Source organism: Kangiella profundi (assembly GCF_002838765.1).
GTDB classification, from domain to species: domain Bacteria; phylum Pseudomonadota; class Gammaproteobacteria; order Enterobacterales; family Kangiellaceae; genus Kangiella; species Kangiella profundi.
The window spans coordinates 158,280-184,381 of sequence record NZ_CP025120.1; the positions used below are offsets into that span (position 1 = coordinate 158,280).

Annotated in this window: 25 protein-coding genes and 1 tRNA gene; 8 read left to right on the forward strand and 18 right to left on the reverse strand. The window is 45.1% G+C overall.

What is annotated here, in order from left to right:
* The gene (locus tag CW740_RS00765) at positions 1 to 1,407 is read left to right on the forward strand and encodes a T6SS phospholipase effector Tle1-like catalytic domain-containing protein (RefSeq protein WP_106645765.1); all 1,407 of its coding nucleotides are present in this window, start codon (positions 1 to 3) and stop codon (positions 1,405 to 1,407) included.
* Positions 1,408 to 1,464: 57 nt separating this feature from the next.
* On the opposite strand, the gene CW740_RS00770 is transcribed toward CW740_RS00765, so the two are convergent.
* The 6 genes from CW740_RS00770 to CW740_RS00795 form a co-directional block, all read right to left on the reverse strand.
* Positions 1,465 to 2,214 (reverse strand): slipin family protein, encoded by a 750-nt coding sequence (locus tag CW740_RS00770; protein ID WP_106645766.1) that lies wholly within the window; start codon positions 2,212 to 2,214, stop codon positions 1,465 to 1,467.
* A 20-nt stretch (positions 2,215 to 2,234) separates the two neighbouring features.
* Positions 2,235 to 3,665: an NfeD family protein gene (locus tag CW740_RS00775; protein ID WP_106645767.1), complete on the reverse strand. Its 1,431-nt coding sequence runs from the start codon at positions 3,663 to 3,665 to the stop codon at positions 2,235 to 2,237.
* A gap of 218 nt (positions 3,666 to 3,883) precedes the next feature.
* Positions 3,884 to 3,959 (reverse strand) — tRNA-Phe (locus CW740_RS00780).
* 91 nt (positions 3,960 to 4,050) lie between these two features.
* A complete protein-coding gene (locus CW740_RS00785) occupies positions 4,051 to 4,326 on the reverse strand; it encodes an oxidative damage protection protein (RefSeq protein ID WP_018623463.1) in 276 nt (91 codons plus the stop codon).
* 50 nt (positions 4,327 to 4,376) lie between these two features.
* Entirely contained in the window at positions 4,377 to 5,432 is a 1,056-nt protein-coding gene (gene mutY, locus CW740_RS00790) for an A/G-specific adenine glycosylase (protein ID WP_106645768.1), read from the reverse strand.
* 11 nt (positions 5,433 to 5,443) lie between these two features.
* Positions 5,444 to 7,273: an SLC13 family permease gene (locus tag CW740_RS00795; protein ID WP_106645769.1), complete on the reverse strand. Its 1,830-nt coding sequence runs from the start codon at positions 7,271 to 7,273 to the stop codon at positions 5,444 to 5,446.
* A gap of 172 nt (positions 7,274 to 7,445) precedes the next feature.
* Here CW740_RS00795 and trmB point away from each other — a divergent pair, with 172 nt between their 5' ends.
* Positions 7,446 to 8,147, forward strand: coding sequence for a tRNA (guanosine(46)-N7)-methyltransferase TrmB (trmB, locus tag CW740_RS00800; protein WP_227523872.1), 702 nt, complete (start codon positions 7,446 to 7,448; stop codon positions 8,145 to 8,147).
* A 395-nt stretch (positions 8,148 to 8,542) separates the two neighbouring features.
* On the opposite strand, the gene CW740_RS00805 is transcribed toward trmB, so the two are convergent.
* The 7 genes from CW740_RS00805 to CW740_RS00835 all read right to left on the reverse strand — a co-directional run bounded on the left by CW740_RS00805 (position 8,543) and on the right by CW740_RS00835 (position 14,462).
* Positions 8,543 to 9,550, reverse strand: a complete 1,008-nt coding sequence (locus CW740_RS00805) for an META domain-containing protein (RefSeq protein ID WP_106645771.1) — start codon at positions 9,548 to 9,550, stop codon at positions 8,543 to 8,545.
* Between the two features lie 49 nt (positions 9,551 to 9,599).
* Complete coding sequence (gene hemW, locus CW740_RS00810; protein WP_106645772.1) at positions 9,600 to 10,832, reverse strand: radical SAM family heme chaperone HemW; 1,233 nt, start codon at positions 10,830 to 10,832, stop codon at positions 9,600 to 9,602.
* A 5-nt stretch (positions 10,833 to 10,837) separates the two neighbouring features.
* Positions 10,838 to 11,470, reverse strand: a complete 633-nt coding sequence (gene rdgB / locus CW740_RS00815) for an RdgB/HAM1 family non-canonical purine NTP pyrophosphatase (protein WP_106645773.1) — start codon at positions 11,468 to 11,470, stop codon at positions 10,838 to 10,840.
* 114 nt (positions 11,471 to 11,584) lie between these two features.
* Complete coding sequence (locus CW740_RS00820; RefSeq protein WP_106645774.1) at positions 11,585 to 12,034, reverse strand: DUF4426 domain-containing protein; 450 nt, start codon at positions 12,032 to 12,034, stop codon at positions 11,585 to 11,587.
* Positions 12,035 to 12,182: 148 nt separating this feature from the next.
* Positions 12,183 to 12,770 carry a YggT family protein gene (locus CW740_RS00825; protein ID WP_106645775.1) on the reverse strand — a complete coding sequence of 196 codons (588 nt, stop codon included), beginning with the start codon at positions 12,768 to 12,770 and terminating at the stop codon, positions 12,183 to 12,185.
* A gap of 22 nt (positions 12,771 to 12,792) precedes the next feature.
* On the reverse strand, positions 12,793 to 13,650 hold the full coding sequence (gene proC / locus CW740_RS00830; RefSeq protein WP_106645776.1) for a pyrroline-5-carboxylate reductase: 858 nt from the start codon (positions 13,648 to 13,650) through the stop codon (positions 12,793 to 12,795).
* A gap of 128 nt (positions 13,651 to 13,778) precedes the next feature.
* Positions 13,779 to 14,462, reverse strand: a complete 684-nt coding sequence (locus CW740_RS00835; protein WP_106645777.1) for a YggS family pyridoxal phosphate-dependent enzyme — start codon at positions 14,460 to 14,462, stop codon at positions 13,779 to 13,781.
* Between the two features lie 38 nt (positions 14,463 to 14,500).
* On the opposite strand from CW740_RS00835, the gene CW740_RS00840 reads away from it, so the two are divergent.
* A complete protein-coding gene (locus tag CW740_RS00840; protein ID WP_106645778.1) occupies positions 14,501 to 15,535 on the forward strand; it encodes a type IV pilus twitching motility protein PilT in 1,035 nt (344 codons plus the stop codon).
* Between the two features lie 9 nt (positions 15,536 to 15,544).
* A complete protein-coding gene (locus CW740_RS00845; RefSeq protein WP_106645779.1) occupies positions 15,545 to 16,684 on the forward strand; it encodes a PilT/PilU family type 4a pilus ATPase in 1,140 nt (379 codons plus the stop codon).
* Between the two features lie 89 nt (positions 16,685 to 16,773).
* On the opposite strand, the gene CW740_RS00850 is transcribed toward CW740_RS00845, so the two are convergent.
* The 5 genes from CW740_RS00850 to gshB are packed head-to-tail and all read right to left on the reverse strand — an operon-like array spanning position 16,774 to position 22,119.
* Positions 16,774 to 19,101: a bifunctional diguanylate cyclase/phosphodiesterase gene (locus CW740_RS00850; RefSeq protein ID WP_227523873.1), complete on the reverse strand. Its 2,328-nt coding sequence runs from the start codon at positions 19,099 to 19,101 to the stop codon at positions 16,774 to 16,776.
* 48 nt (positions 19,102 to 19,149) lie between these two features.
* Entirely contained in the window at positions 19,150 to 19,587 is a 438-nt protein-coding gene (gene ruvX, locus CW740_RS00855) for a Holliday junction resolvase RuvX (protein WP_106645780.1), read from the reverse strand.
* A complete protein-coding gene (locus CW740_RS00860) occupies positions 19,587 to 20,147 on the reverse strand; it encodes a YqgE/AlgH family protein (protein WP_106645781.1) in 561 nt (186 codons plus the stop codon). Before CW740_RS00860 ends, ruvX begins: the two co-directional genes overlap by 1 nt.
* A 47-nt stretch (positions 20,148 to 20,194) precedes the next feature.
* Entirely contained in the window at positions 20,195 to 21,118 is a 924-nt protein-coding gene (locus CW740_RS00865) for an energy transducer TonB (protein WP_106645782.1), read from the reverse strand.
* Between the two features lie 50 nt (positions 21,119 to 21,168).
* The gene (gshB, locus tag CW740_RS00870) at positions 21,169 to 22,119 is read right to left on the reverse strand and encodes a glutathione synthase (protein ID WP_106645783.1); all 951 of its coding nucleotides are present in this window, start codon (positions 22,117 to 22,119) and stop codon (positions 21,169 to 21,171) included.
* 239 nt (positions 22,120 to 22,358) lie between these two features.
* On the opposite strand from gshB, the gene pilG reads away from it, so the two are divergent.
* The 4 genes from pilG to CW740_RS00890 are packed head-to-tail and all read left to right on the forward strand — an operon-like array spanning position 22,359 to position 26,099.
* Positions 22,359 to 22,757 (forward strand): twitching motility response regulator PilG, encoded by a 399-nt coding sequence (pilG, locus tag CW740_RS00875; protein ID WP_018623445.1) that lies wholly within the window; start codon positions 22,359 to 22,361, stop codon positions 22,755 to 22,757.
* A 36-nt stretch (positions 22,758 to 22,793) separates the two neighbouring features.
* A complete protein-coding gene (locus CW740_RS00880) occupies positions 22,794 to 23,159 on the forward strand; it encodes a response regulator transcription factor (protein WP_106645784.1) in 366 nt (121 codons plus the stop codon).
* A 6-nt stretch (positions 23,160 to 23,165) separates the two neighbouring features.
* The gene (locus tag CW740_RS00885; RefSeq protein WP_106645785.1) at positions 23,166 to 23,714 is read left to right on the forward strand and encodes a chemotaxis protein CheW; all 549 of its coding nucleotides are present in this window, start codon (positions 23,166 to 23,168) and stop codon (positions 23,712 to 23,714) included.
* 42 nt (positions 23,715 to 23,756) lie between these two features.
* Positions 23,757 to 26,099, forward strand: a complete 2,343-nt coding sequence (locus CW740_RS00890) for a methyl-accepting chemotaxis protein (protein ID WP_106645786.1) — start codon at positions 23,757 to 23,759, stop codon at positions 26,097 to 26,099.
* The last annotated feature ends 3 nt before the right edge of the window (positions 26,100 to 26,102 follow it).

Genomic DNA, 26,102 nt, shown 5'->3' on the forward strand with positions numbered 1-26,102 from the left:
ATGAGCAGTAGAAATAGCCCAAATGAATATCCTCAGCAGTGTCCTTGGACAATGCGAATAGGAGTGTTTTTTGATGGTACGGGAAATAATAAAGTAAATGATATACCTAGAGGGAAAGCATCAAATATAGCAAAACTTTCAGAGAAGTATATTGATAGAAATATAGATGACAAAATGACAAGTTATGCGATGCATTACGAAAATGGAGTCGGAACCATAGATGGAGTCGATGAAGATGACTATGAAAGTAGCGGCATGGCGCTAGGTAAAGGCGGTATAGAGCGTGTCCATAGTGCTTTAAAGGAAGTAGCAAATTTTTTCCATAAGAAACCCTGCGCAAAAGAATTTATCGTTGATGTGTTTGGCTTTAGCCGTGGTGCAGCGCAGGCTCGTCACTTTATTAATGAAATCCATGACCGTGCTGCGGGCCCAAACGTTAAAGTAGGCTTTGTAGGTTTATTTGATACTGTGGGATCTTTTGTAGATGGTTGGTTAGGTGCCGCTGGATTTAAGGAAGATAAAGCTGGTGATAATATCAATCGTGCAGAGTGGTATGTTGAGAGCGGAACACGCAAAAGAGTCGTTAATCCTTATTTGGGTATCACAGTCGAAGAACCTTATTATAAAAAAATTATCCAGGACTTTAATTTCAATTTATCCGCTGCATCAGCTGATTATATAGAGCACTTCACTGCTAATGACGAAATCCGTGAAAACTTTCCTCTTAGTAGTGTTAAGCCTACAGGGGGAGGGTTTATTAATGAAAAGGGATTTATAGGAGTGCACTCTGATATTGGAGGTGGATATAGCAATGAAAGCGAAGACTCGGATATTAAAAATTATTTAACAAGAATCAGTAGAACACAAATGGTCAGTAGATATAGTTATCGTACAATTAAGTTAATAGAAGATGATGAGTTAGCCGTCATAAAAGAAAACTATATTAAGCAAGGTTACACCCTTTCAGAAAGAACCAAGGGCTATGATAAATGGTTGTATGGGACAAAAAAGGTTAGTAAAGAGTTGGCAAATGTATACCTACATTTAATGCATCTAAAAGCTGTTACTTGTGGAGTTCCTTTCGATAATTTGCCCGATGATGCAGAACACAAAATTCCTGAAGATCTAAGCGATTATGGCTTGGCAATATTACACAATCAGCCATTAAGTAATATCAACAAACAGCATATATATTCAAACTACGTTCATCAATCTGATATAGACCCAGAGGATCGGGTGGAAATGTACAAGTTGTTTTCATATTTTGAAGAAAAGGCTCATGCGCCAGAAGAAAGTGGCATTAGAACCGTATTCGATAACGAGCCTCATAAGGCGGTAGATCCTACAGCTAACGATAGGCAAGACGCTTACGGTGCTGAAATAAATACGGAAAATCTTTCTGTATAAATTAAAGTGTTAAAAACAGGCAAATAGATTTGGACTATTTGCCTATTATTTTACCAATCAAGAATCTTTATTTCCCAAGAACTTCTTTAAAAGATCGATTGGTAGAGGGAAGACGATGGTGTTGCTGTTTTCGCCTGCGATCTCAGTGAGGGTTTGAAGGTACCTAAGCTGTAGCGCTTCTTCTTTCTGTCCGAGCACCTGCGCGGCTTCAAAAAGCTTCTGCGAGGCTTCCATTTCACCTTGTGCATGAATCACCTTAGCGCGACGGCGACGTTCAGCTTCTGCCTGTTGGGCGATGGCTCGGATCATGCTTTCGTCGAGGTCGACGTGTTTAATTTCTACATTGGATACTTTAATTCCCCAGGCATCGGTCTGACTGTCGAGGATTTCTTGAATATCTTCATTGAGCTTTTCGCGTGAAGCGAGCATTTCGTCCAGCTCATGTTGACCCAGTACGGAACGAAGGGTGGTTTGAGCCAGTTGGCTGGTGGCATCAAAATAGTGCTCAACATTGATGATGGCTTTTTGCGGATCTACCACACGGAAATAGACGACGGCATTAACTTTGACCGAGACGTTATCACGTGAAATCACATCCTGAGTAGGGACATCCATGACGATTATACGGAGGTCAACGCGAACAATTTGTTGCACGAATGGAATCAAAATGATCAGGCCTGGGCCTTTGACTTTCCAGAAGCGTCCAAGCATAAAGATAACACCACGTTCATATTCGCGAAGAATCTTAAACATACTTGCTATTGTCAGTATGATCAGCGCCAGAATAACCGGATAAAAAATGTTCATAATAAATCCTTCTATTGAGCTTAAAGTTTGGGTTTGGCATCCGTGATTGGGATGACGTCTAAATCTAAATCATTAACGGCAACTACCTTGACCTGTTGTCCTGCTTTTAAGGGTTGCGAGCTTCGAGCCTTCCAGATTTCTCCATGAATTTTAATCCAGCCTTTGTCTTCAAAATCGTGTTCGACCACGCCAATTTCCGACAACATTTCATCGGTACCGGTGACCACGGGTCTATTCCTGGCGCGAATGGCGAGACTGAGTACGAAACTCAGCAATATAACGCTAACGATAGTCACGAATATAAGGATAGGCATGGCTATGGCCATACCGGTTTCTGGTTCATTAAAGAGCAGGAAGGAGCCGAGGATAAAGGCGATGATGCCGCCGACACCGAGTATGCCAAAGCTGGGCGCAAAAGCTTCAACTACTAGCAGGGCAATGCCCAAAACAAGTAGTCCGGCGGCGACATAATTGACGGGCATAATTTGTAATGCATAGAAAGCGAGCAGTAAACAGATTGCACCGATGACTCCGGGAATAAAAGTACCGGGATTATAGCCTTCGAAAATGAGACCATAGATGCCAATAATCAGCAGAATATAGGCAATATTTGGATCGCTAATAATGCTGAGGAGCTTAGTTTTCCAGTCAATTTCTATAACCTCAATGGTCATGCCTTTGGTATCAATTTGTGCTTGTCGATTTGGTAGGCGAACAGATTTGCCGTCAATCATTGTAAGTAGCTGTTGTGGGTTTTCAGCGATGAGGTCAATCACGCCAATTTCCAATGCTTCACTTGAGGACAGACTCTCACCTTCACGAACAGCATTTCGCACCCAGTCAATATTACGGCCATGGTAATCAGCAAGACTTCTGAGATAGGCTTCGGCATCATTAATGACCTTCTTTTCCATGGCTGATTTATTGGATGTGCTTGATGGGGTAGGTGATTTTTTCGCCTGATCTTTTGATGTATCTGATCCTTCTTGGTTGTTATCAGACGGCTTAGATTGTTCTGGCTGTTGAGACTCGTCCGGTAAGGGCATACCGCCGATTGATACAGGCGTTGCTGCCCCAAGATTGGTTGCTGGCGCCATTGCCGAAACATGGCTGGCATACAGAATATAGGTTCCTGCACTGGCAGCACGCGAACCAGGAGGGTAAACATAAGTAGCAACAGGAATAGGTGAGGACAATATGACGCGGATGATGTCACGCATGGCCAGATCGAGTCCGCCAGGCGTATTCATTTTGATGATAATGAGCTGATAATCCTGCTCAGCGGCTTCTTCAATATTCTGTACCAGGAAATGGGCAATGGCAGGATTGACTGAACCATCAAGCGTCAACTGCATGGCGCGCTTGGATGAGTTTGTTTCGGCAGAATGAACCTGCTGCGCAGAAAAGCACAGGAGAAGAAAATACAGAGCAATGTATATAGCCTGTTTCATACCAAATCCTTCTAGCTTGAGCTTCCTTGATCAGGAAGCAGGATTCATGGCTTCATGCCATAGTGAATAATGTAGCGCGAATAGCACTTGAATACAAAAATAGTATAAGAAATGTACAGCAAGAAAGCGTGAAGGTGTAATTCAAAAGAGACTATTAATTATTAAAATATTGTAGGCACAAAAAAGCCCGACTATTTCTAGTCAGGCTTTCTGAATAATGGTGGCCCGGGGCAGAATTGAACTGCCGACACAAGGATTTTCAATCCTCCGCTCTACCAACTGAGCTACCAGGCCGCAGGACGCGTATTAAACCGATTGAGAGGCTTTAAGTCAAGCCCCTTTCTTAAAATTATTGGCAATTTTATGGGCTTAGCTTTACGGGCCTTTATTTGTCTTCTTCTGGGACGTAGCCTTCGGGCTTTTCGTAGTCGCCACCAAACAGATACATTTCCATTTGTTCGGCCAAATAGGACTGCGCTTGAGGGTCCATCAAGCTGAGTCTTTTTTCATTAATCAGCATGGTTTGATGGTTTAACCATTGGGTCCATGCTTCTTGCGAAATTTCGTTGTATATTTTTTCGCCAAGTTCACCCGGGTAAGGTTTGAAGGACAGGCCTTCGGCTTCTTTTTGCAGTTTTTTGCAGAATACGGTGCGTGACATTTCTATCTCCACTTGTCATCGGTTGAGTGGTTTGCCTTTGGTATCGAAACTCAGGAGTGCTCAAGGAGTTTCATTAAAAGTTTGCTGACCGGAGTGGGCAAGCCAATCTCGCTCAGCTGGTTTAGGCTAAACCAGTCTGCTTGTGCGGGCTCCATGATACTCGTATGGGAATTTTTTTCCACTAATGCTTTATCGGCTTTTGAAGTGACTAAAAGAGGCTGAACCTGCAAATCGTAATGGCTGAATTTATGAACAAAAGGCTCAAGGGTTTGTAAATCGCCGCTGGTAGTTTCACTCTGCACCACTTCCGGTAGAGTCCAGAGCCCGCCCCAGATGCCACTGGGTGGTCTTTTATGTAGCAGGACTTTATCTTGATGAATACTAATAAGCCAATACACTGACTTGCTGGGGCGAGCCTTCTTTGGCTTCTTACCGGGATACTGCTCAATGCTGTCGTTGCTATAGGCAAGGCAGTGTTTGGAAAGCGGGCAGATAGTGCAGTCTGGTTTAGTGCGAGTGCAAACAACCGCTCCGAGATCCATCATGGCCTGGTTGTAGGCAGCAGTTTCCTGTTGTGGCGTGTTTGCTTCGGCTCTTTTCCACAATGCTTTTAATACCTTGCCGTTGCCTGGCCAGCCTTCAATGGCATAGCAGCGGGCCAGCACGCGTTTAACGTTGCCATCAAGAATGGCGGTGGGCAGTCCGAAAGCAAAAGAGGCGATTGCTCCTGCTGTCGAGCGGCCAATGCCCGGCAGGGTTTCGATAGTCTCAGGGTCTTGCGGAAAGACTCCGGAATATTCAGACTCTACGATTTGGGCGGCTTTGTGCAGATTACGCGCGCGGCTGTAATAGCCCAGCCCACTCCAGTGTTGCATCACCTGATCATCCGTAGCTTGCGCAAGATCTGTTACCGTTGGGAAGCTTTGAATGAAACGCTCAAAATAGGGAATGACGGTTGTGACCTGGGTTTGCTGGAGCATGATTTCCGACAACCAGATCTTGTAGGGATCTTTCGTGTTTTGCCAGGGCAGGTGCTTGCGGCCATGAGCATGGTAGTACTCTATGACCTTTGCAGCAAAGTCTGTGGGTGACCAGGGTTTTGTCATGTGAATAGTCGTTAGAACTGATAAAGGATCGGCAGCACGAAGGAAAGGGTTATCCACATAAGGATAACTAGCGGTACACCGACCTTGATGAAATCTGAAAACTTGTAACCGCCAGCACTCATTACCAGCAGGTTGGTTTTGTAGGCCATTGGCGTAGCGAAGCTCATGTTGGCACCGAACAGAACCGCGATAACAAATGGCTCTGCTGGCAGGTTCAGCTGATTCGCGATGCTGACCGCAATGGGCGTACCGATAACTGCGGCGGCGTTGTTGGAGACCACATTGGTGAGAAGGGCAAGTAACAGCATCAATCCACTGAGCAAAACTGCCGGTGGTGCGCCATAGAGTGACGCTACGAATGCCTGGGCCAGATATTCAGCGGCACCTGTTTCAATCATGGCTATACCAAGGGCCAAACTTGAAGCGACGATTAGAATGACCTGCGCACTGAGGGCATGCATGGCTTCACGCCAGGTCATGCAATGAACAAGGATCATCAACATGGCACCGCCAAGTGCACTGATGGCAATCGGTAAAGCGCCAACAGCAGCCAATAATACAACCAGGCCCATGATGAAAAGCGCTCTTGGAGCTCTATGAGATTTCGGTAGATCGGTGGTGGCGTCAAGGATCAAGATCTCGCCACTTTTCTTGAACTCGGCAATATCCTTCTGACCACCTTGCACCAACAGCACATCGCCGACGTGTAAGGTAACGGTACCCAATCCTTTGTTGTGCATGTCCACAACACTGTCGCCACGGTGCAGTGCAATTGCGACCAGGCCATACTGATCAATAAACTCCACATCCTTGAGAGTGCGCCCTGCCAGAGGAGAGCCGGGAGTGACAACAATTTCAGAAAGTTGCTGGTTTTCGGCGGTTAAGGGGTGGTCTTCACTGATCTGCTTACCGCGGCGATACAGTTTGGCCCCTAGAACTTGTTCATATTCTTTAAGGTGTTCCGGAGTGTCGATAACGCGTAGACGGTCGCCAGCCTTAACTTTAGCATCGGGCATAGGAACGATAGAAATTTCATCGCCCCGCTGAATGCGAACTACCTTCATCTGACCATCGGTTTTATTAATCACTTCAGAGAGAGTTTTACCATCCGCAAAAGAATTTTTTTCGATATGAAGTTGCGCGGTAAATACGCGAGGTGAGGTGTTCTTCATGACCGCTTGGCGTTCGGGCAGAATGCGTGGAGCAATCAGCCACAGGTAGATGATGGCGACGATTGCCGCAATACTGGCGGGCACCAGAAAGTCGAACATACCAAAGTCAGGAAGGCCTAAATCGGAAGCAACAGAAACAACCAGCAGGTTGGTTGAAGTACCAATGGTGGTTGCCATACCGCCAATGATGGTGGCAAAGCCCATCGGCATCAACAGTGCTGAGGGACTGGTTTTGGTTCGAATGGCAACACTCACCAAGATTGGCAATAGCAACACTACGATCGGTGTGTTGTTGACGAAGGCACTAAGTGCGCCAGCTATCAGTAATGTCAGTAATAAGGAGAATAGCGGGGCGGATTTCCATATTGAGCCCAGAAATCGTCCAATCGGCTCCAAGGCGCCCGTCCGAACCAGACCCTGGCCACAAATCATCAGGGCACAGACCGCAACCAGAGCTTCGTGACCGAAGCCACTGAAGAACTGCATTGGCTCAAGGCGGCCATTGAAGTTATGAAACGGAGCGAAGCTAAAGCCAATGGTCAGGGCTAGCAATACGATTACGCAGGAAGTTTCGAGCGGAATATCATCACGACGAAACAGGTACAACGCAAAAGCCGTCAGTAACAGCACAAAAAGAGCGTGATTGTTGGGCAAATCAGGAAACGGCATTCCTTAGTTCCACTCCTACTCTATGTCATTGTTTTTATGCCGGGTCGAACTGCTCACCTTACTGATTTAGGGGTATTTTCGCAATCCTTTTTGTCAGGCCAAAGCTAATGATGCAAAACTGAACAAAGAGTGTGCTAAAATCGCGCCAATTACGGCAAGTCGAGATAAATCAGTGAGTTCCGAAGAGACTAAAGGCGAAAAAAGAATCCGCAAAATCCGCAGCTATGTGTTGCGCGAAGGCCGCTTAACCAAAGGTCAACAGCGTGCATTGGAAGAACATTTTCCAAACATGGGGCTTGAGTATCAGGAGCAGCCTTATGACTTTGAAGCTATTTTTGGCCGCAAGGCGCCGGTGGTTCTGGAGATTGGTTTCGGCATGGGTAAGTCACTTGCCGAGCAGGCCTCAATCGAACGTGATAAAGATTTTATCGGAATCGAAGTACACAAACCTGGTGTCGGCGCCTGCCTGGTGCTAGCTGAAGAATATGATTTAACCAATCTGCGTGTCATCAACCATGATGCAGTGGAAATCATCGATAAATGTATTCCAGATAACAGCCTTGACCGCATTCAGATCTTCTTTCCCGACCCCTGGCATAAAAAGAAACATCACAAACGTCGAATCGTGCAAACCGAGTTTTGCCAAAAATTGCATAAGAAACTGGTTAAAGGTGGCATCCTGCACCTAGCGACTGATTGGGAAAATTACGCCGAGTACATGCTCGAAGTATTAAACCCGATGGAAGAATTTAAAAATCTGTCAGAGACGGGTGATTATGTGCCAAAGCCTGATTCGCGTCCGTTGACTAAGTTTGAAGCGCGGGGGCAGAGGTTAGGGCATGGGGTTTGGGATCTAATGTTTTCAGCCAAATAATTGTCCATTTTGCCGATAACTTTGTTATTTCATGAGTTCAAAATCGTCATTACCCAGTGTGGTAACTCCTCCTTTCACTCATGAAATGCCGCGTTCTCGGCAAAATATCCAAATTATTTGAATGGGTTTGCGATTGGGCGACTCGAAGCTTGCAAGCCTTGAACTTCTAGCGAATCTCTCGGCTGAAAATAGAGCAACACTTTGTTATTTCATGAGTTCAAAATCGTCATTACCCAGTGTGGTAACTCCTCTTTTCACTCATGAAATGCCGCGTTCTCGGCAAAATATCCAGATTATTTGAATAGGTTTGCGACTTGGCGACTCGAAGCTTGCAAGCCTTGAACTTCTCGCGAATCTCTTGGCTGAAAATAGGCCGAACCGATATTCATTCTTTCTTATGGTTGCCTTGCGATGATGGTTTGGACGTCATCTGTGGTAAGAATTAACGCTCCGAAGCCGTCGATATCATAACGATTGACTTTAACTAATAAATCCAGGAATTTACGTTCCTGCATCATTATGGCTTGTGGACATGCTTTTAATGTTCCAACTGGTGGCGTAAGAGTCAGGTTTTCGCCAGTGATTTCATAACTTGAGCTATAATTATTGCAGGATGATATTCCAAAGATCTTACCTTCTCGATTGAAATTAATGGTTACCTTTGAACTATCAATAATGCCTTCGCTTGCAATATCCTCAACGACCCATTCAAACCCCACCAGAAGATCTAATGGATCACCGCCACAGCCTGGCAATGTCTCGCCATCAAGATTAAGCGTGACGAAGGCAGGAAAAGGGCGTCCTGTCATACTGTCGTAGCAAAGCTTTTTGTGTACCTCAAGTGTCACGCTGTGAGTGTTGTCTCCAGTATGAAACTGGTAGCCCCCCATAATATGCTTAACTTCAGGTGTGGGAAAAGAAATGGTGTTTTTGCCATAGTCGGTGGTCAGTTTAAGTTTCTCTGCTGACATATTTAACATCCAGCCTGGCTCATTACCTCTGGCGGTAAATGGCAGCTCGATAGTGTTACGACTATTTGTTGCCTGCTGAACAGTCACTTTTTCGCAGTTGCTGTATCTTTGCCCATTAAACTCTAAACTGGCGCTGTCACCTTTCTGCCAGAAAGTCACTGTCTCATTTTGGCTGATATACTTGCTACCTGATGCACTTTCGGTTTGGCTAAGGTGGTAGCTTTTATCCTCAATAGTGAGGGTTAGTTTGTCTGCTACCAAGTCACTCTTTACCAGCAGATGAGAACAAATATAGTTAGATGATTTTTTGTCGGTGGTCACACGAATGCTGTTCTGATCAACAGCCTGCTCAGTGGTGTTGGTTGGGGAGTCGCAGCCTGCAATTGAAAATAAACAGAGCAGACTAATAGCTGTAATTTTATTGAAATCCATTACAAATATCCTTGTTGTATATTTTTTACTATATGGTGGCTTATAAGTTTTAGTCCAGCGATTTTATATTAATTTGATTCTCCTGTGGGGTATTAGTTTGTGAAGAAATGTCCATTTCATCAATAAAACGCTGCAATAACTCGTTGAGAAACAGGCTGCCTTTTTCAGTTGGGGCAATGGTGTTCATGCTATCTAACAAAAGACCGTCTTTGATTGCCTGATTTAACATAGGCTGGATGGAGTTTAGGGGAAGTCCTGTTCTCTGCTCAAAAAAGGAGCTTGGGACTCCTTCCAGCAGACGCAAAGCGTTGAGCATGAATTCAAAAGGAAGTTCATGGGACGAAATAGCATTGCATGTACGAATTTCTGCTACTGATTTTTGCAAATAATCTTTGGGGTGACGACTTTTGGTGGTGCGTTCAATCTGGTTGAGATCAAGTCGCGTAATTTTGCCGTGCGCACCGGCGCCTATGCCTAGATAATCACCGAACTGCCAATAGTTCAAGTTATGTTGCGAACGGAATTCTGGCGAGCGGGCATAGGCGGATATTTCGTATTGATGATAGCCATGCAGCTTAAGTAGAGACTGTCCTTGCTCCTGAATGGTCCACAGGGTTTCATCAACCGGCAGGCTTGGTGGCTGCTGATAAAATAAAGTATTAGGTTCTATAGTCAGTTGATACCAGGATATATGCTGGGGTTTGAGATCAATGGCAGTTTGCAGATCGGCCAGTGCCTGCTCAGTAGTCTGGTCAGGCAGTCCATGCATCAAATCAAGGTTGAAGGAACGAAAGCCGGCCTGATGGGCAAATTCTGCTGCTGCAATTGCCTGTTCAGGATTATGCACTCGACCCAATCGTTCCAGGTGCTTGGCATTGAAGCTTTGTACGCCTATCGAAAGTCGATTAATACCTGCCTGACGAAAACCGGCAAATCGCTCTGCTTCAAAAGTTCCAGGGTTGGCTTCCATGGTTATTTCAATATCACCTTCGAATGGTAGGCGAGCCCTCACCCCGCTAATCAGGCGATCCATTCCTTCTGCAGAAAATAGACTGGGTGTGCCGCCACCAATAAAGATACTATGCAGTCTTCTTCCCCAGACAAAAGGTAGCTCCTGTTCTAAATCGAGCAGCAACTTGTCGATGTAGGCCTGTTCAGGAATTTCATCCAGTCCTCCCAGTTGTTTAATGCCATGCGAGTTAAAATCGCAATAGGGACATTTCTTAATACACCATGGGATATGGATATACAGGGATAAGGGAGGATTGGTCAGTAATGACATGATGGTTATTGGTTCTTGGCAGTGCGCAGTGCGGACAATTGTTCCATCAGAATGCGTAGTGCTTTGCCACGATGGCTAATAGCCGCTTTTTGTTCAGGGCTCAGTAACGCTGCCGAGCATTGATGCTCAGGATTCCAGAACAATGGGTCATAACCAAAACCACCATCGCCTTCTTCAGCTTCTAGAATGCGGCCTTCCCAACTGCCCTGACAAATAATCGGGGTTGGGTCATCAGCATGTTCCATGAACACCAGAATGCATTGGTAACGTGCTTGACGTTGTGCTGTTGGTACGCCTTCAAGTTTATCAAGCAATAAATCATTATTGGCCTGGTCATCAGCGTTGCCCTGGTGCTCGGGATCATCAAGGGCAGCAAAACGTGCTGAATAGATACCCGGCCTACCTTTGAGGTAGTCCACCTCAATTCCAGAATCATCAGCAATGGCCGGTAAGCCAGTTACATTTGCTGCATGACGCGCTTTAATAATGGCATTTTCAACAAAGGTGGTGCCTGTTTCGGGCACTTCTGAAACATTGAGTTCAGTTTGCGGAATAATTTGATAGTCAAAGCTGGCGAGAAGCTCGCTGAGTTCTTTAACTTTTTTAGCATTACCGGATGCCAGTACAATTTTTTGCATGGAAAAATCTGATTGAGCGTGAGATAGGGGATTATAGCCTAAAAAGGCTGCGCCACTTAACTAAATGCAGATTGGATTTAAATAAGTGGCGCAGGATATCTTGAGTAGTAGAAATTACTCAGCAAAGAATTTCTGTTTGAAGCTGATGGTTTCTGGGCGCTCCATTCCGGGAACCTTAACTGTGAACTCAATGCTGGTATCTTCTTCAGGTCTAAACTGGAAGTCAGCAATATAGTAAATAGCCTTTTCTTCCTTAATTTCCTTGAATGCAAGATTTTTGAATTGCGACAGACTATTGGTTACCTTGCCCTGAATGTTGGCAGGAACGGCTGGTTGCTCAGTAGGCTCGCCAGCTTTGTGAACTGACACATTCAGAATGGCAGTTAAGCCGCTACGAGGTATTTTATAAGTGCTGGCAACATCGGGTTGCAAAAAGGAACTGTTGAATGCGTTGTAATAGATAATGTAATCACCGACTTTCTTTTCTGCAGCCGTGGCAGTATTAGCGAGCAGCAAAGCTGCGCCAACTAGTGACAACATAAGACTTTTAATTGTGGTGTACATATGACCTCCAATATTCCCTGGATGATTAGGCTTTCAGTTCAGAAAGCCTGTCAAAATATTAGTGTAATACAATAACACGGACGAATCATTGAAGAGTAGCCCGAATACTGCAGAAATGTCCGGGCTGGGTATGAAATATAAGATTTGATTACTGGCTGAGTAAGCTGACGCCGAAGTTATAAAGAGCACTTTGCAGGAAGAATAGTCCCAGCAAGACTATCATTGGTGACAGATCGATAGTGCCGCCTAACGGTGGAATAATCTTTTGAATCGGACGTAATATTGGACGCGTAACCTGGGCTAGGAAAATGAGGCCTGGATTATAACGACCACCACTCATGAAGCTGGCGATCATCAAGCCAATAAATAGAATCAGCAGCAAATTAGAAATTACCATAAACAGGCCGGAAATAGGACCCAGTCCCACCAAAATAAGGAATAGCATCACTGGCGTTGTCAGCATTGAAGCGTCAGCCTGTGACAGGAAGTAGTACTTAAATACAAAAATTTTGCCGGTCAGCAGAGCTAATGCGAAAACAAAGCCTGCCAGATTAAATTTGCCGATATCCGGTAAAACGGAACGCAGGGGATTGATCACCGGTGCCGTAAATTTATGGATAAATTGCGCGATTGGATTAAAGAAATCAGCACTACCAAGTTGCAAAAGCACGCGCAACAGGAAGACCATGGCAAATAAGTTGATGACGTACTCAATAATGGTAAATACAGGGTTCATGCGTCAGGGATCTCGGTTAGGGTCAATTATTATCAGGTTTGCTGGCAATTTCAGCCAGTTCTTTACCGCGTACCACTGAGGCATTGATGGCCTTGGCTATCAGCTTGGGAAGTCCGCCGTCATTGAGCACATCGAGTGCTGCGGCAGTGGTACCGCCCGGAGAAGTAACATTGCGGCGTAATTGACTGATTTCAAGTTCTGCGTTGTCCTGGACCATGCGAGCCGCGCCAAGCGCCGTCTGGGCCGCCAGTTGTCGAGCGGTAGATTCAGGAAGACCCTGTTCAATTGCTGCGGCAACCACCGACTCCATATACAGAAAGTAGTGGGCAGGACCGCTGCCAGACACTGCAGTGACCAGATCCATCTGGGATTCATCATCAACCCAGACACTTAAGCCCACTGCGTCAAAAATCGCCGTTGCGGCAGCTTTCTGCTGATCGCTGGTATGTTGATTGGCGAAAAGTCCTGTCGCGCCTGCGCCAATCAAAGAAGGTGTGTTTGGCATCGAGCGAATGACGGGTAATGATTTGCCCAGTAATTCTTCAATTGTCTGACAGGCAACGCCCGCGGCTACGGAGATAACACAGCAATTTAGATTCAAGGACTGTAAAGGCTTACAGGCCAGGCCCATTTTCTGAGGCTTTACTGAAAGTAATAAGTAGTCAACATTCTCAGCAACATAGGTATTGTCATTGCTGGTATTCAGATCGGGATAGCGTTCTAACAAAGCATCAAGCTTGCCCTGACTGGGGTTGCTGACATAAATTTGTTTTGCGGGCAGGCCAGATTGAATCAGTCCTCCCAGAATACTGGCGGCCATATTGCCGGCACCAATAAAACCAATTTTTGCGTTTGCTATTGCTTGAATTGCGTCAGACATGAGTACCTTTATGTGTTAAGTCAATGTGGGCTCAGACCAAGAGTATTGATAAATGGCCCGACCAAAAGAGCGCATAGCATAACAAAGCCAGGCCTGACTGGCTATTTTACAGGCCTTTAGCAAGGAGTTTAGTCGCGTGCCCCAAATATTGCGGTTCCAAGCCTAATCATGGTGCTTCCAGCTAGAATGGCCTGTTCAAAGTCGCCTGACATGCCCATCGAAAGAGTGTCTATTTGCGGGTACAAATTTTGTAATTCCTGATATAGCTGATGGATTTGCTCAAACTGTTGGAGCTGAGCTTGTGGTTCGGTCTGTTTGGGCGGAATGGCCATCAGCCCGCGCAAGCGAAGCTTTGGTAGCTGCATGATGGCTGCTGCCAGTTGTTTACAGGATTCAGCATCAACCCCAGCTTTCTGCTCTTCGCCAAAAAGGTTTACCTGAATCAGGACATTGAGCGGAGCCTGATTCTCAGAGCGGTGCTCATTGAGTTTATTCGCAACCTTGAGTCGATCAACGCTCTGTACCCAGTCGAAATGTTGCGCAATGTCTTTGCACTTTCGACTCTGGATGGCTCCGATCATATGCCAATTTATGTCAAGATCTGACAGCGCGGAGATTTTATCGACAGCTTCCTGTACCTGATTCTCACCAAAATCGCGTTGTCCTGCAGCGAATGCCTCTTTGATGCTTTCGGCTGAATGTCTTTTACTAACAGCGATTAATTGCACATTGTGTTTAAAAATCCGTCGCTTAGCGCAGGTTTTTACGATTTGTAGTTGCAGATCTGCAAGATGAGAGGCTATCCTAGACATATTATTAAAACGCAATTATCAGGTGTGGGGTCTAACATATGGATATTACAGAGCTTTTAGCTTTCAGTGTAAAGAATAATGCATCGGATTTGCATATTTCAGCGGGTATGCCGCCGCTTATTCGTGTTGATGGTGATATTCGACGCATCAATGTACCACCATTGGAAGACAAGGAAGTACACTCGTTAATCTACGATATCATGAACGACAAGCAGCGAAAGGATTATGAAGAATTCCTTGAGGCTGACTTCTCCTTCGAACTTAAAGATTTAGCCCGTTTCCGTGTCAATGCTTTCGTGCAAAACCGTGGGCGAGCCGCAGTATTTCGTACCATTCCTTCTCGTGTATTGACGCTTGAAGAGTTAAATGCACCAAAAATTTTCCAGGATATTTCATTAGAACCACGTGGTCTGGTACTGGTTACAGGGCCAACCGGTTCAGGTAAATCAACCACTCTGGCGGGCATGATCGATTATGTGAATGAAAATAAACATGATCACATTCTAACCATTGAGGATCCGATCGAGTTCGTTCACGAAAGTAAAAAGTGTCTGGTCAACCAGCGTGAAGTGCACCGTGATACACACAGCTTTGCTAATGCACTGCGTTCAGCGCTTCGTGAAGACCCTGATATTATTCTGGTTGGTGAGATGCGTGACCTTGAAACCATTCGCTTAGCACTGACAGCGGCAGAAACCGGTCACCTGGTATTTGGTACGCTGCATACAACCTCTGCGGCAAAAACCATTGACCGTGTAATTGACGTATTCCCAGCTGGTGAGAAAGCAATGGTTCGTTCAATGTTGTCGGAGTCGCTGCAAGCTGTTATCGCACAGACACTGTTGAAGAAGAATGGTGGTGGTCGTGTTGCAGCCCATGAAATTCTGGTGGGTACGCCAGCTATTCGTAACCTCATTCGTGAAGATAAAGTCGCACAGATGTATTCGGCAATGCAAACCGGTTTATCACTGGGTATGCAGACGCTTGATCACAGCTTAAAGCAGTTGGTCAGTAAAGGTGTTGTGTCACGTACAGATGCTCGAATGAAAGCCAAGAACAAAGAAGAGTTCTAGGAGTCGCCAATGGATATTAATCCACTTTTAAAAGCCTTGATGGAACACAAGGGCTCGGACTTATTTATTACAGTACATCGTCCGCCCTGTATTAAAATCAACGGGCAAATTCGCCCAGTTACTAAAAGCATGCTGACGCCGGCGCAGGTCGAAGCCTTGATTCATTCTTCGATGACCGAAAAGCAAATGAAGGAATTTGAAGAGAAGAAGGAGTGCCAATATGCGATCAGTGTCGAAAATATTGGTCGTTTCCGTGCCAGTGCATTTTATCAGCGTAACCAGCCAGGTTTAGTTGTTCGTCGAATTGAAACTAAAATTCCAACTACTGAAGATTTGAAAATCCCTAACATCCTCAATGAATTGGCGATGAAAAAGCGTGGAATTATTATTTTCGTGGGTGCAACCGGTACAGGTAAATCAACCTCACTGGCAGCCATGATCGGTTATCGAAATCATAATTCTGCGGGTCACATTATCAGTATCGAGGATCCAATTGAGTATGTGCACCGTCATGACAAGTGCATCATTACCCAGCGTGAAGTTGGGATTGATACGGAGTCATTTGAAACTGCCCTGAAGAATACCTTGCGTCAGGCGCCTGATGTGATTCTGATTGGTGAGGTGCGCAGTAAAGAGACGATGTCGAATGCGATTACTTTCGCTGAGACGGGTCACTTGTGTTTATGTACCTTGCACGCTAACAACGCGAACCAGGCAATTGACCGTATTCTGCACTTCTTCCCAAAAGAAGAGCACTCAAGGGTTTTGATGGATTTGTCGTTGAATACTCGGGCCATTATCGCGCAACAGCTGGTGCCAACCAGAGATGGTAAAGGCCGTCGTGCAGCCATTGAAATTCTTATCAATACTCCATTGATTTCGGATCATATCCGTAAAGGTGAGGTTCATCTGTTGAAAGAGTTGATGGCTCGTTCCAGAGAGCTTGGCATGCAGACTTTTGACCAGGCACTATTCGATCTTTATGTCGAGGGCGAAATCAGCTATGAAGATGCTCTGTTATACGCAGATTCAGCAAATGATCTACGTCTTAAAATCAAGCTGCATGAAAAAGATGCTGACTCACTTACCGATAGTACTGATGGCTTGCAGGTCGAGATGGATGATGACCGAAGCAATCGCATGTTCTAAGCATCAGTATTTCTCAGCTTAAAAAATTAAGGCCAGCGTTATGCTGGCCTTTTTGCACTTAGAATATCTCTAGAGCTTATCTTAAGAGACTATCTTGAAGTTATTCTCTGCGGATGGTCATGAGAGCTCCACCTGTCGACAAATTCAAATAACTCATCGACCGATAAAGGCTTGCTAAACAAATAGCCCTGAATTTGATAACAACCATGCAGCTTAAGCAAGTTGAGTTGCTCTACAGTCTCGACACCTTCAGCAACCACCTTTAGGTCGAACTCTTTGCCGATATCAATAATAGCCTTGCTTAATGCCAGATCAGACTGACTGGCTGGCAGTGATTTTATGAAGGTACGATCGATTTTGATGGTATCAATAGGCAGATATTTTAAATAGGTTAATGATGAGTAACCGGTTCCAAAGTCATCTATCGCTATTGAAATACCGTGATTACGCATGGCTTCCAGTGGGTTGTCCCCATCAGAAAATAACTCAAGTGAAATATGCTCTGTAATTTCTATTTGCAGAATGTTGGCAGGAATATTGTAACTTTTCATCAGTTGAAAAAACTGCTTGATGAATACTGGGTCATGCAAATTCAAACTGGACAGATTGATAGCGAAGCGTGGCGCTGGTAGTCGCGATTTAAGCCATGAATTAATGTAACTGAACAGAGAATGCAATAACCAGATTGATAGCCTGCGAATCAGATGATGTTTCTCAGCCAAGGGGATAAAAATCTGTGGCGAAATTGATTTTTGCAACGCCTTGGAGTACCAGCGAGAGAACACTTCAACCCCGGTGATTTCGTTGGTGGAGCAATCAATTTGTGGCTGGAAAGCTAAAGTAAGCTCGTCATTATGTAGGGCATTGTGGAAAGCTTGAATCAACTCGGATTCTGTTGCCAGTTGTCTGAGGACGTTATTGTGGTATTGAGTGTAATGTGAGCTTGAGTTCTGCAAAGTAGACAGCGCCATATTGGCTTTATTAATAATATCAAAAACACTGGCATCTTCTGGATATCTGGCACTGGCAATATTAATAGCCGTCAAAATGGTGTGCTGTTCCTGATTCTCATCTTCGATGTGGAAAGGAGCGTTAAGTGCTGACTCAAGGTGCTGTAATCGGCGTTCGATAAAGGTGTTGTTTGGAGTGTTTATAAAAGGAATAAAAAGTGCAATCTGGTCATGTGAAACAGAGCCAACGATGTAATCCCGCACAAAGCTATTCTTTATTCGTTTAAGAGTCTTTCGCTGAATGTCTAGTACCATTGTTTCAGAGTAGCTGGATAGCAGTGAGGAGATATCCTTAAAGTGAACTAAGATACATAGCCCATGCTTGAGATTTGAGCGAGTCAGCTTGTGCATCTGATCGATAAAGGTGTTCTTATTCGGCAAGTTAGTGTGGTAGTCAGTCTGCATTTTGCGCAGGATTGGCTTATACACTCTTCTGGCAAATATCTTTTGCAATAGAATGGTGGTCAAAGCGATTGCCATAAAAAGTAGCAATATGCTGGTCAGGTTTTGATAGACCGGTGCTAGCAATACATTCTTTTCAACTTCAGCGGTAAGCCACCAGTTAGTATGTTCCAATGGGTAAAATACGACAATTGAATTGTCACCGGTAAACTCTGTAATTGAAGTGGCACTTAAGGATTTCTTTAGCTGGTCGCGTGACAGGCTTGAAGAGAAGAACTCCAGCGTTGTGTCTTCGGTGCTGGGGTCAACTGGCCTAAGAACTGCATCGCCATTACTCTTGATTAGATTGAATTGACCGTTGTAGCTAACGGGAGTGGAGAGAATCTTCCGGTGGATATCATTGAAACTGACATCACCCGTAACAACACCATAAAACTGATTACCTTTAATAATCGGGGCAGTAAAAGCGAGATAAGTTGTCGTGTAATCATCAACACCGAGGTAGGGCTCTGAAATTGTGGGTTCCATGGCCTGTTTGCCGCTTCGATACCAGGGGCGCAAGCGAGGGTCATAACCGTCGGGGATGGGCCAGGGGTTTGAAATATAGAAACCATTTTCAAGCCCATAGCCTAAGTACTGTAATAATCCAGTTTCGGCAATGCGTTCAAAGTATACCTGGGGAATTGATTCGCGCTGGTCGGGAGCTTTATTCGCAATTTCGCTAGCTAGTCCAGTAACAAGACCTAATCTTGAGGACATCCATTCATCGAGGGTGTTGCCCGTTAGTTCTGATTGATGAGTGAGTTGCTGAAGTGCATTTTCTATGAGTTGTTCGCGTTGAGCAATGTAGGTAAATGCGGCAAATATGACAAAGTTAATCCACAGGAGGGCAAGAAAGCTCCATAATAGCTTTTGATCATTTGATAGTTTGCGCAGCATTTCTTCCTTGGCTATCTCCTTGATAATAAAACCAAAGCTGTTACCCAACGGTGCTTTGGTCAGCAAGCCTGTTCTGATTATAAGCAGGTTTCCGGCGAATTGACAAATATCAAATCAGAAGCTGTGGTGTTGTTCGAAGAATCCTTTGAGGATCAGCTCAGCTGCATAAGCATCAATAGGATTTTGCTTGAGTTTTTTATAGCCACCCATTTCAAATAGGTAATCCTTAACCTCTGCTGAGCTAAGACGTTCATCATGCAGATATGTCGGTAGGCCAAATCGGCCATGCAATCGGTCGGCAAATTTACGGGCTTTTTGAGTTAGCAGCTGTTCACTGGTGTCCATATTAAGAGGTAGTCCAACGACGAATGCTTCAACCCGCCATTCCTTAATCAGCTTTTCAACCTGTGACCAGTCCGGTTGATCATTGGTCACGTTGAGGACTGTCAGTGCCTGACTGGATAATTGAGAGCGTATCCCGGTTGCAACCCCCAGTCTTTTCTCTCCAAAATCAAAACACAAATAGCGTTGAGCCTCGGTCAGTTCAGTCATCAGGCATGACCGTCCTGTTCACTGATCTGAGTCCAGTCGATGCCAAGCAGTTGAGTAGCCTTGAGCCAGCGCTCTTCTGGTCGCGTTCTAAAGATAATGTCTTTATCAGCTGGCGCAAACAGCCATGAGTTTTCTTCAATTTCTTTTTCAAGCTGTCCCTGTTCCCAGCCAGCATAACCCAGGGCAATTACAACATCCTCAGGTCCCTGATGTTTGGCGATGGCCTTTAAAATATCTTCGGAGGTAGATAATGCAATATCATCACTTATAGTCAATGAAGACTCCCAGTTACCAAGCGGGCTATGCAGAATAAACCCACGCTCTCTGTCGACGGGGCCGCCAGCCAGCAATACACGGTCATCCTCATTGCCGTTAGTTTCAATATTTAAATGCTTGAATAGCTCATCATAGGTCGCCTCCAGTGGCAGACTTAAAACAAGTCCGAGCGCACCCTGCTCGTTATGTTCACAAACATAGGTCACACTGCGCGAAAAGAAAGGGTCATGCAGACTAGGCATGGCGACAAGTAGATGATTGGCTAGAGATTGGATTGCTTCCATGTGCAAACTATCACAAAAATTTAGGATTAATTGATGATTCTATTGTATCAATTTCTGGTATTTAAGCTATTGTCTGGTTTGAACTGCCAGGTTCGAACAATTTCAAGAATATCGGTGTTATGGCGAATAGATTCTGGAAGCGGTTCGAAAGGCGCTGACAGACGAACAATGTCCAGCGCTGCTTGATCCAGGATTTTCTCACCGGAACTTCTCAGTATCACCACATCAAGCAGACTGCCATCTTTATCAATGCTGACTTTTAGAGTCAGGCTGCCATAAATACCGAGTCTCTTGGCCTGCTCCGGATAGTGCAGATTACCAACTTGCTCAATCTTCTTGCGCCAAAGCTCCAAATATTCGGCGTCAGCCGGAGACTCATAAATGGCTGCCGAAATCTGGCGCTTTTTGAGGCCTCGGGTTTGCAATTGATTGACCACATCTTGCTCAAGGTTGTATTGCTCAAGCTGTTCTGGTGGAGGGGTAATTTCTGTCGGCTTGTCAATTTGATCGGGAGTGTTCTGTTGATTGTCCTTGGTTTCAATAGGTTGCTCGACTGCCTGTTGCGACTGCTCAGTTGTTACCAGCTGCAATGCCTGCTGCGACTGATGTTGCTCAGGAATTAGCTCCAATGAGGGCATATCGGTTTGCCCTTCGATATTCTTGAAATTCTCAAGCTTTGTCGTGGCACGTTCAGCGGTTTCAGATTCACCCGCGCCCTGTTGGTTGGTCTGTCCAACAAAGTCAGCCTTTTCTGGTGCATCAATGCTTTCGCGTTGAGCAAGGGTAACATCCAATGCAATAGGGATCTGGCTGGGTTCTGACTCGGGCAGCACAAATCGTACACCGAGTAAAAGCAGCAGGTGAAAACAGATAGCAAGAAACAGGGTGAACTTGAGGCGATCACCATCTCTAACCGGAGACTGGTTGAGCTTAACTAATTCTTTATCGGCAGTCGGGTTCACCTGGCTCATAGGCTCTTATTCATCATACTCATTAAAATAGTAGAAAGGGTGGTACGTTATTATTGTTCAATCTTCTGCTCAAGACCTTCAAACAGTCTGGCAGCGATATTAATATTATACTCTTTATCCAATTCTCGCATACAAGTTGGGCTAGTAACGTTTATTTCGGTCACATAGTTTCCAATTACATCAAGGCCAACAAAATAAAGCCCGCGTTTTACCAGCTCGGGTGCGATGATTTCAGCCAGTGCTTGCTCCTGTTCGCTGATGGGCATAGGAACGCCGCTACCGCCCGCCGCCAGGTTGCCGCGGGTTTCTCCCTTCTGAGGAATTCGAGCCAGAACAAAAGGAATTACTTCGCCATTAACAATCAGGATACGCTTGTCACCGGCCGTGATTTCGGGAATAAATCGCTGTGCCATAGCCAGGTGTTTACCGCCACCAGTAAGAGTTTCAATGATTACCGAAGTATTTGGGTCGCCCTGTTGTATGCGGAAAATAGAGGCGCCGCCCATGCCATCCAGAGGCTTTAAGATGACGTCCTTCTGTTCGCTGACAAACCGTTTGAGATGCTGCGAGTTCGAAGTAACTAAAGTGGGTGGAGTATGCTCAGGGAACCAGGCGGTAAAAAGCTTCTCATTACAATCTCTAAGGCTTCGAGGATTATTAATCACCAGAGTGCCTTGCTGTTCGGCCAGCTCTAGCAGGTAAGTACTGTAAATATAATTCATGTCAAAAGGAGGGTCTTTACGCATAAAAACCGTATCAAAACGATGCAGAGCTGTTTGCTCAACGGTTTCCAGTTCAAACCATTTGTCAGCACTGTTAAAGACCTTTAATGACTGACAATTAGCCCTGACTTCGCCCTGTTCCAGGTAAAGGTCCTGCTGCTGGCAGTAATATAATTGCCAGCCACGACGTTGAGCCTCAAGCAGCAGGCCGAAACTGGTATCTTTAACGATATTTACCTGGTCAATGGGATCCATGACCATTAATAGAGAATGTGGCATAAAAGAAAAAGCATGTGGTTTAATAATAAGTTATCATGAAGCATTAACCAGCAAAACCTTTATTCTTACAAGAAAAAGGTTGCATGGATTCAGCAACAGAATTAGTCTGAAAATGTGAACTGTTTTGCGACTTCTTGACTTTTATGATAAAAGGTAAGTAGAAATCTAAAAAAAAGTTGAAGAAAAGGCGCTAACTCTTTATTAAATAGTGAATTTTCGCTGTTCATAGGTAGCCATACATGAGTGATTTGTTCAAAGGTTTGAAAGTGATGGTGGTGGACGATAGTAAAACTATTCGCCGCACCGCTGAGACACTTTTGAAAAAACAGGGATGTGATGTTGTAACCGGTGTCGATGGATATGATGCTCTATCCAAGATTGCCGACTATAAGCCAGATATCATTTTTATTGATATTATGATGCCTCGTCTTGACGGGTATCAAACCTGTGCTCTTGTTAAAAGTAACCAGAATTTCAAAAACACCCCAATTATAATGCTGTCCAGTAAAGACGGGGTGTTTGATAAGGCCAAGGGGCGGGTCGTTGGTTCTGACAACTATCTGACCAAACCATTTAGCCGTGACGAATTATTAAACGCCATATCCCAGCAGTTGCAAAACAAACCGGCTGTGGCTTGATTAAGAATTAAAGATTTTAAAGAGAGGTAACTTATAATGGCGCGTGTACTTATTGTTGATGATTCTCCAACAGAAGCACATATTCTAACCGGTATGCTTGAAAAAAATGGCCACCAGGTTATTACGGCTCCTGATGGCGAGTCTGGTATTGTATCTGCAAAAGCAAATCACCCTGACGTTATTTTAATGGATGTCGTGATGCCAGGCTTGAATGGTTTCCAGGCCACACGTCAACTGAAGAAAGATCCTTCTACATCGTCAATTCCAATCATCATCGTATCTACTAAGTCTCAGGCAACTGACCGTGTTTGGGGAATGCGTCAGGGCGCTAATGATTATATAACCAAGCCTGTTGATGAAGCCTCTTTATTAGAGTCTGTGAATAACGTTTTAGGATCATAACCTCTTATGTCTGGAACTGATGCGACCAATATTGTTGGCATTCTTGCTGACATAGCAGAACGTAGTCAGAAACATCGCGATTCGCTGCCGCAACATGATGTTAGTGGCGGCGCTTTCTATAGTGGGGTTGGTTTCCTGCTAAATGGCGTTAACTACCTTGCGCCATTAGATGAAATTTCTGAAATTATTCCTGTCCCCCAAACAACCAAGGTACCCGGTGCAAAGGGCTGGCTGAAAGGCGTTGCCAATTTACGTGGTGTCTTACTAGCGTTGGTTGATTTGCAGGAGTATCTAGGTCGTCCAAGTTCCAGAAATATTTTAAAACAACGAGTTCTAGTACTTGATCAGCATGGGTCCTATTTAGGACTGATTGTTGATGAAGTGCGTGGCCTGCACCATTTTGAAGAAGATGAGCAGGTTGAAGGCAGTCTGACTGCCGATGCAGTTATCGCTCCCTATATCGTAGGGGGCTTTGAAAGAAACGGGGAGTTATGGCGGGTTTTTGGGATGAAGGAGTTATCGGAAAGTCCGGAACTTCACCAGGTCGCTGTGTAAATTTTACAACAATATGAAGTCAAGATGTCTCGGGAGCAACCTATGAGTGAGACCAAAAAGAAGATGAAGAAAGCTAGCCGATCTGGGATCGGTATTTATGCTTTTTTATTGATCGTTGTCTTGATCGCGCTGGCGGTTAATGCAGGTTATGGTTTCTTAGAAAGTCAGAACCGTATTCAGCGGACAGAGCTTGCGTCTGAAATGAAGGTATTGTCGCAGCAGATTGCAACAAACGCCTCAGAAGCAGCGCAGGGCACCCAGTCGGCGTTTGCCGAGTTGGATGCAGCGACCAAGCAATTCAGCGGTAATTTACGTAAGTTGATCGATGGGGAAGGTGTAACCAACCTACCTCCAGCGCCAGCTAACGTGCGTAATAATGAATTGAAGGCTCTCGAAAGCCTGTGGCGTGAAGTTGAGCCGCAGACACAGTCAATCTTGGCGAACCAGGAAGTTGTAAATCGCATGTACACCAATGCGGATGAGTTGGCAGAACAAATTCCAACCATGCAACGTCAGTACGATAGTGTGATTGATATACTGCTTGATAACCGAGCAGATGGTGAAGAGGTTCACCAGGCGACTCGTCAGAAGTGGTTAGCAGAGCGTATTTCATCTGGCATGCAGAAAGTATTGCGAGGTGGTGCCGAAGCTCAAATCGCGGCTGAGGACTTTGGTCAGGACGTTGATACGTTCGGCGTTTATCTGGAAGGCCAGTTAAACGGTGATGCTTTACTTGAGATTCGACGCGTAAATAATCCCGAGGCACGCGACGCACTTGAGTCAATCGTCAGTGAGTTCCAGAGCGTTAGTGAGAAAGTTGACTATATTGTTTTCAGTACGCCAAAGCTGTTTGAAGTACAAAATGCATCGGATTCCATTTATAACTCGGCCGATGCTTTATTGAGCAGTACGACTAATGTTGAAGCAGCGTTTGCCGCAATGACTACCAGTTTCACTGAACCAGGTAGTCCATATATTTCTGGTGCACTGTTTGTCCTTATCTTGTTGTTACTTGTTGGTATGTATGCTAACCAACGTAAAGCAGAGAAAGTTCGTTTACGTGAATCAGAAATCGCAGCCGAACGTGAGAAAGAAGAGAATGCTCGAAACCAAGAAGCGATTATTCGTCTTCTGGATGAGATTGACAGCTTGGCAGATGGTGACTTGACAGTAAAAGCGACCGTAACCGAGGACTTCACGGGTGCGATTGCCGACTCATTTAACTTAACCATTGACCAGTTGCGTGGTGTGGTAGGCGCGATTAACGAAGCGGTTGACCAGGTATCGAAATCTGCTGAAGAAACTCAACAGACATCGACTGCACTTGCAGAAGCTTCTCGTCAACAGGCGCAGGAAATTACTGGAGCCTCAGCAGCGATTAACGAAATGGCGGTATCTATTGAACAGGTATCGGCAAACGCTTCTGAGTCATCACAGGTTGCGGAAAAATCGGTGGAAATCGCTAAGAAAGGTGGTGAAGTTGTACGTAACACCATTCGAGGAATGGACACGATTCGTGAGCAGATTCAAGAAACCTCAAAGCGTATTAAGCGTCTGGGTGAGTCGTCACAAGAAATTGGTAACATCGTATCGTTGATTAACGATATTGCTGACCAGACAAACATTCTGGCATTGAACGCAGCGATTCAGGCGTCGGCGGCAGGTGAAGCCGGTCGTGGTTTCGCGGTAGTTGCGGATGAGGTTCAGCGATTGGCGGAACGCTCATCGAATGCGACAAAGCAGATTGAAGCACTGGTTAAAACCATTCAGACGGATACCAACGAGGCGGTAATCTCGATGGAGGATACTACTTCTGAAGTTGTTCGCGGTGCTCGGTTAGCACAGGATGCGGGTGTGGCACTGGAGGAAATTGAAACGGTATCAACTAACCTGGCGGACTTGATTCAGAGTATTTCGAATGCAGCACGTCAACAGGCTGCATCTGCGGGTCACGTGTCGAATACGATGACGGTCATTCAGGAGATTACAACGCAAACTTCTGAAGGTACCCAGGAAACCGCTCGCTCGATTGGTAAGTTGACTGAGTTGTCAGAAGACTTACGTCGCTCAGTATCTGGCTTTAAGTTAGATTCGACAAATGATGATTACTTCCGCAGTGAAGAGGTATCAACTGTAGAAGACGATTCTGAAGAAAGCTTCGAAAATATGTTTGATGATGTCGAAGAATCAGAAGAGTCTACCAGCAATGAGCTTGATGAATCGTTAGAGTCATTAAGTGATGAAACTAGTGAACTCGAAGATGCAAGCAATGATCTGCAGGAATCGAGCGATGAGCTCGAAGATTTCCTGAAAGAAGCTGGTGAGAGTCTCGAAGAATTAGACGAAGACATCTTTTTGGAAGAAGAGACTAAAAAGAAAGACTAATCG

Bases quoted from the DNA above. Each gene is read 5' to 3' on its own strand.
- CW740_RS00765 (WP_106645765.1), top strand. From the start codon at position 1: ATGAGCAGTAGAAATAGCCCAAATGAATATCCTCAGCAGTGTCCTTGG.
- CW740_RS00770 (WP_106645766.1), bottom strand. From the start codon at position 2,214: ATGAACATTTTTTATCCGGTTATTCTGGCGCTGATCATACTGACAATA.
- CW740_RS00775 (WP_106645767.1), bottom strand. From the start codon at position 3,665: ATGAAACAGGCTATATACATTGCTCTGTATTTTCTTCTCCTGTGCTTT.
- CW740_RS00785 (WP_018623463.1), bottom strand. From the start codon at position 4,326: ATGTCACGCACCGTATTCTGCAAAAAACTGCAAAAAGAAGCCGAAGGC.
- mutY (WP_106645768.1), bottom strand. From the start codon at position 5,432: ATGACAAAACCCTGGTCACCCACAGACTTTGCTGCAAAGGTCATAGAG.
- CW740_RS00795 (WP_106645769.1), bottom strand. From the start codon at position 7,273: ATGCCGTTTCCTGATTTGCCCAACAATCACGCTCTTTTTGTGCTGTTA.
- CW740_RS00805 (WP_106645771.1), bottom strand. From the start codon at position 9,550: ATGGATTTCAATAAAATTACAGCTATTAGTCTGCTCTGTTTATTTTCA.
- hemW (WP_106645772.1), bottom strand. From the start codon at position 10,832: ATGTCATTACTGACCAATCCTCCCTTATCCCTGTATATCCATATCCCA.
- rdgB (WP_106645773.1), bottom strand. From the start codon at position 11,470: ATGCAAAAAATTGTACTGGCATCCGGTAATGCTAAAAAAGTTAAAGAA.
- CW740_RS00820 (WP_106645774.1), bottom strand. From the start codon at position 12,034: ATGTACACCACAATTAAAAGTCTTATGTTGTCACTAGTTGGCGCAGCT.
- CW740_RS00825 (WP_106645775.1), bottom strand. From the start codon at position 12,770: ATGAACCCTGTATTTACCATTATTGAGTACGTCATCAACTTATTTGCC.
- proC (WP_106645776.1), bottom strand. From the start codon at position 13,650: ATGTCTGACGCAATTCAAGCAATAGCAAACGCAAAAATTGGTTTTATT.
- CW740_RS00835 (WP_106645777.1), bottom strand. From the start codon at position 14,462: ATGTCTAGGATAGCCTCTCATCTTGCAGATCTGCAACTACAAATCGTA.
- CW740_RS00840 (WP_106645778.1), top strand. From the start codon at position 14,501: ATGGATATTACAGAGCTTTTAGCTTTCAGTGTAAAGAATAATGCATCG.
- CW740_RS00845 (WP_106645779.1), top strand. From the start codon at position 15,545: ATGGATATTAATCCACTTTTAAAAGCCTTGATGGAACACAAGGGCTCG.
- ruvX (WP_106645780.1), bottom strand. From the start codon at position 19,587: ATGACTGAACTGACCGAGGCTCAACGCTATTTGTGTTTTGATTTTGGA.
- CW740_RS00860 (WP_106645781.1), bottom strand. From the start codon at position 20,147: ATGGAAGCAATCCAATCTCTAGCCAATCATCTACTTGTCGCCATGCCT.
- CW740_RS00865 (WP_106645782.1), bottom strand. From the start codon at position 21,118: ATGAGCCAGGTGAACCCGACTGCCGATAAAGAATTAGTTAAGCTCAAC.
- gshB (WP_106645783.1), bottom strand. From the start codon at position 22,119: ATGCCACATTCTCTATTAATGGTCATGGATCCCATTGACCAGGTAAAT.
- pilG (WP_018623445.1), top strand. From the start codon at position 22,359: ATGAGTGATTTGTTCAAAGGTTTGAAAGTGATGGTGGTGGACGATAGT.
- CW740_RS00880 (WP_106645784.1), top strand. From the start codon at position 22,794: ATGGCGCGTGTACTTATTGTTGATGATTCTCCAACAGAAGCACATATT.
- CW740_RS00885 (WP_106645785.1), top strand. From the start codon at position 23,166: ATGTCTGGAACTGATGCGACCAATATTGTTGGCATTCTTGCTGACATA.
- CW740_RS00890 (WP_106645786.1), top strand. From the start codon at position 23,757: ATGAGTGAGACCAAAAAGAAGATGAAGAAAGCTAGCCGATCTGGGATC.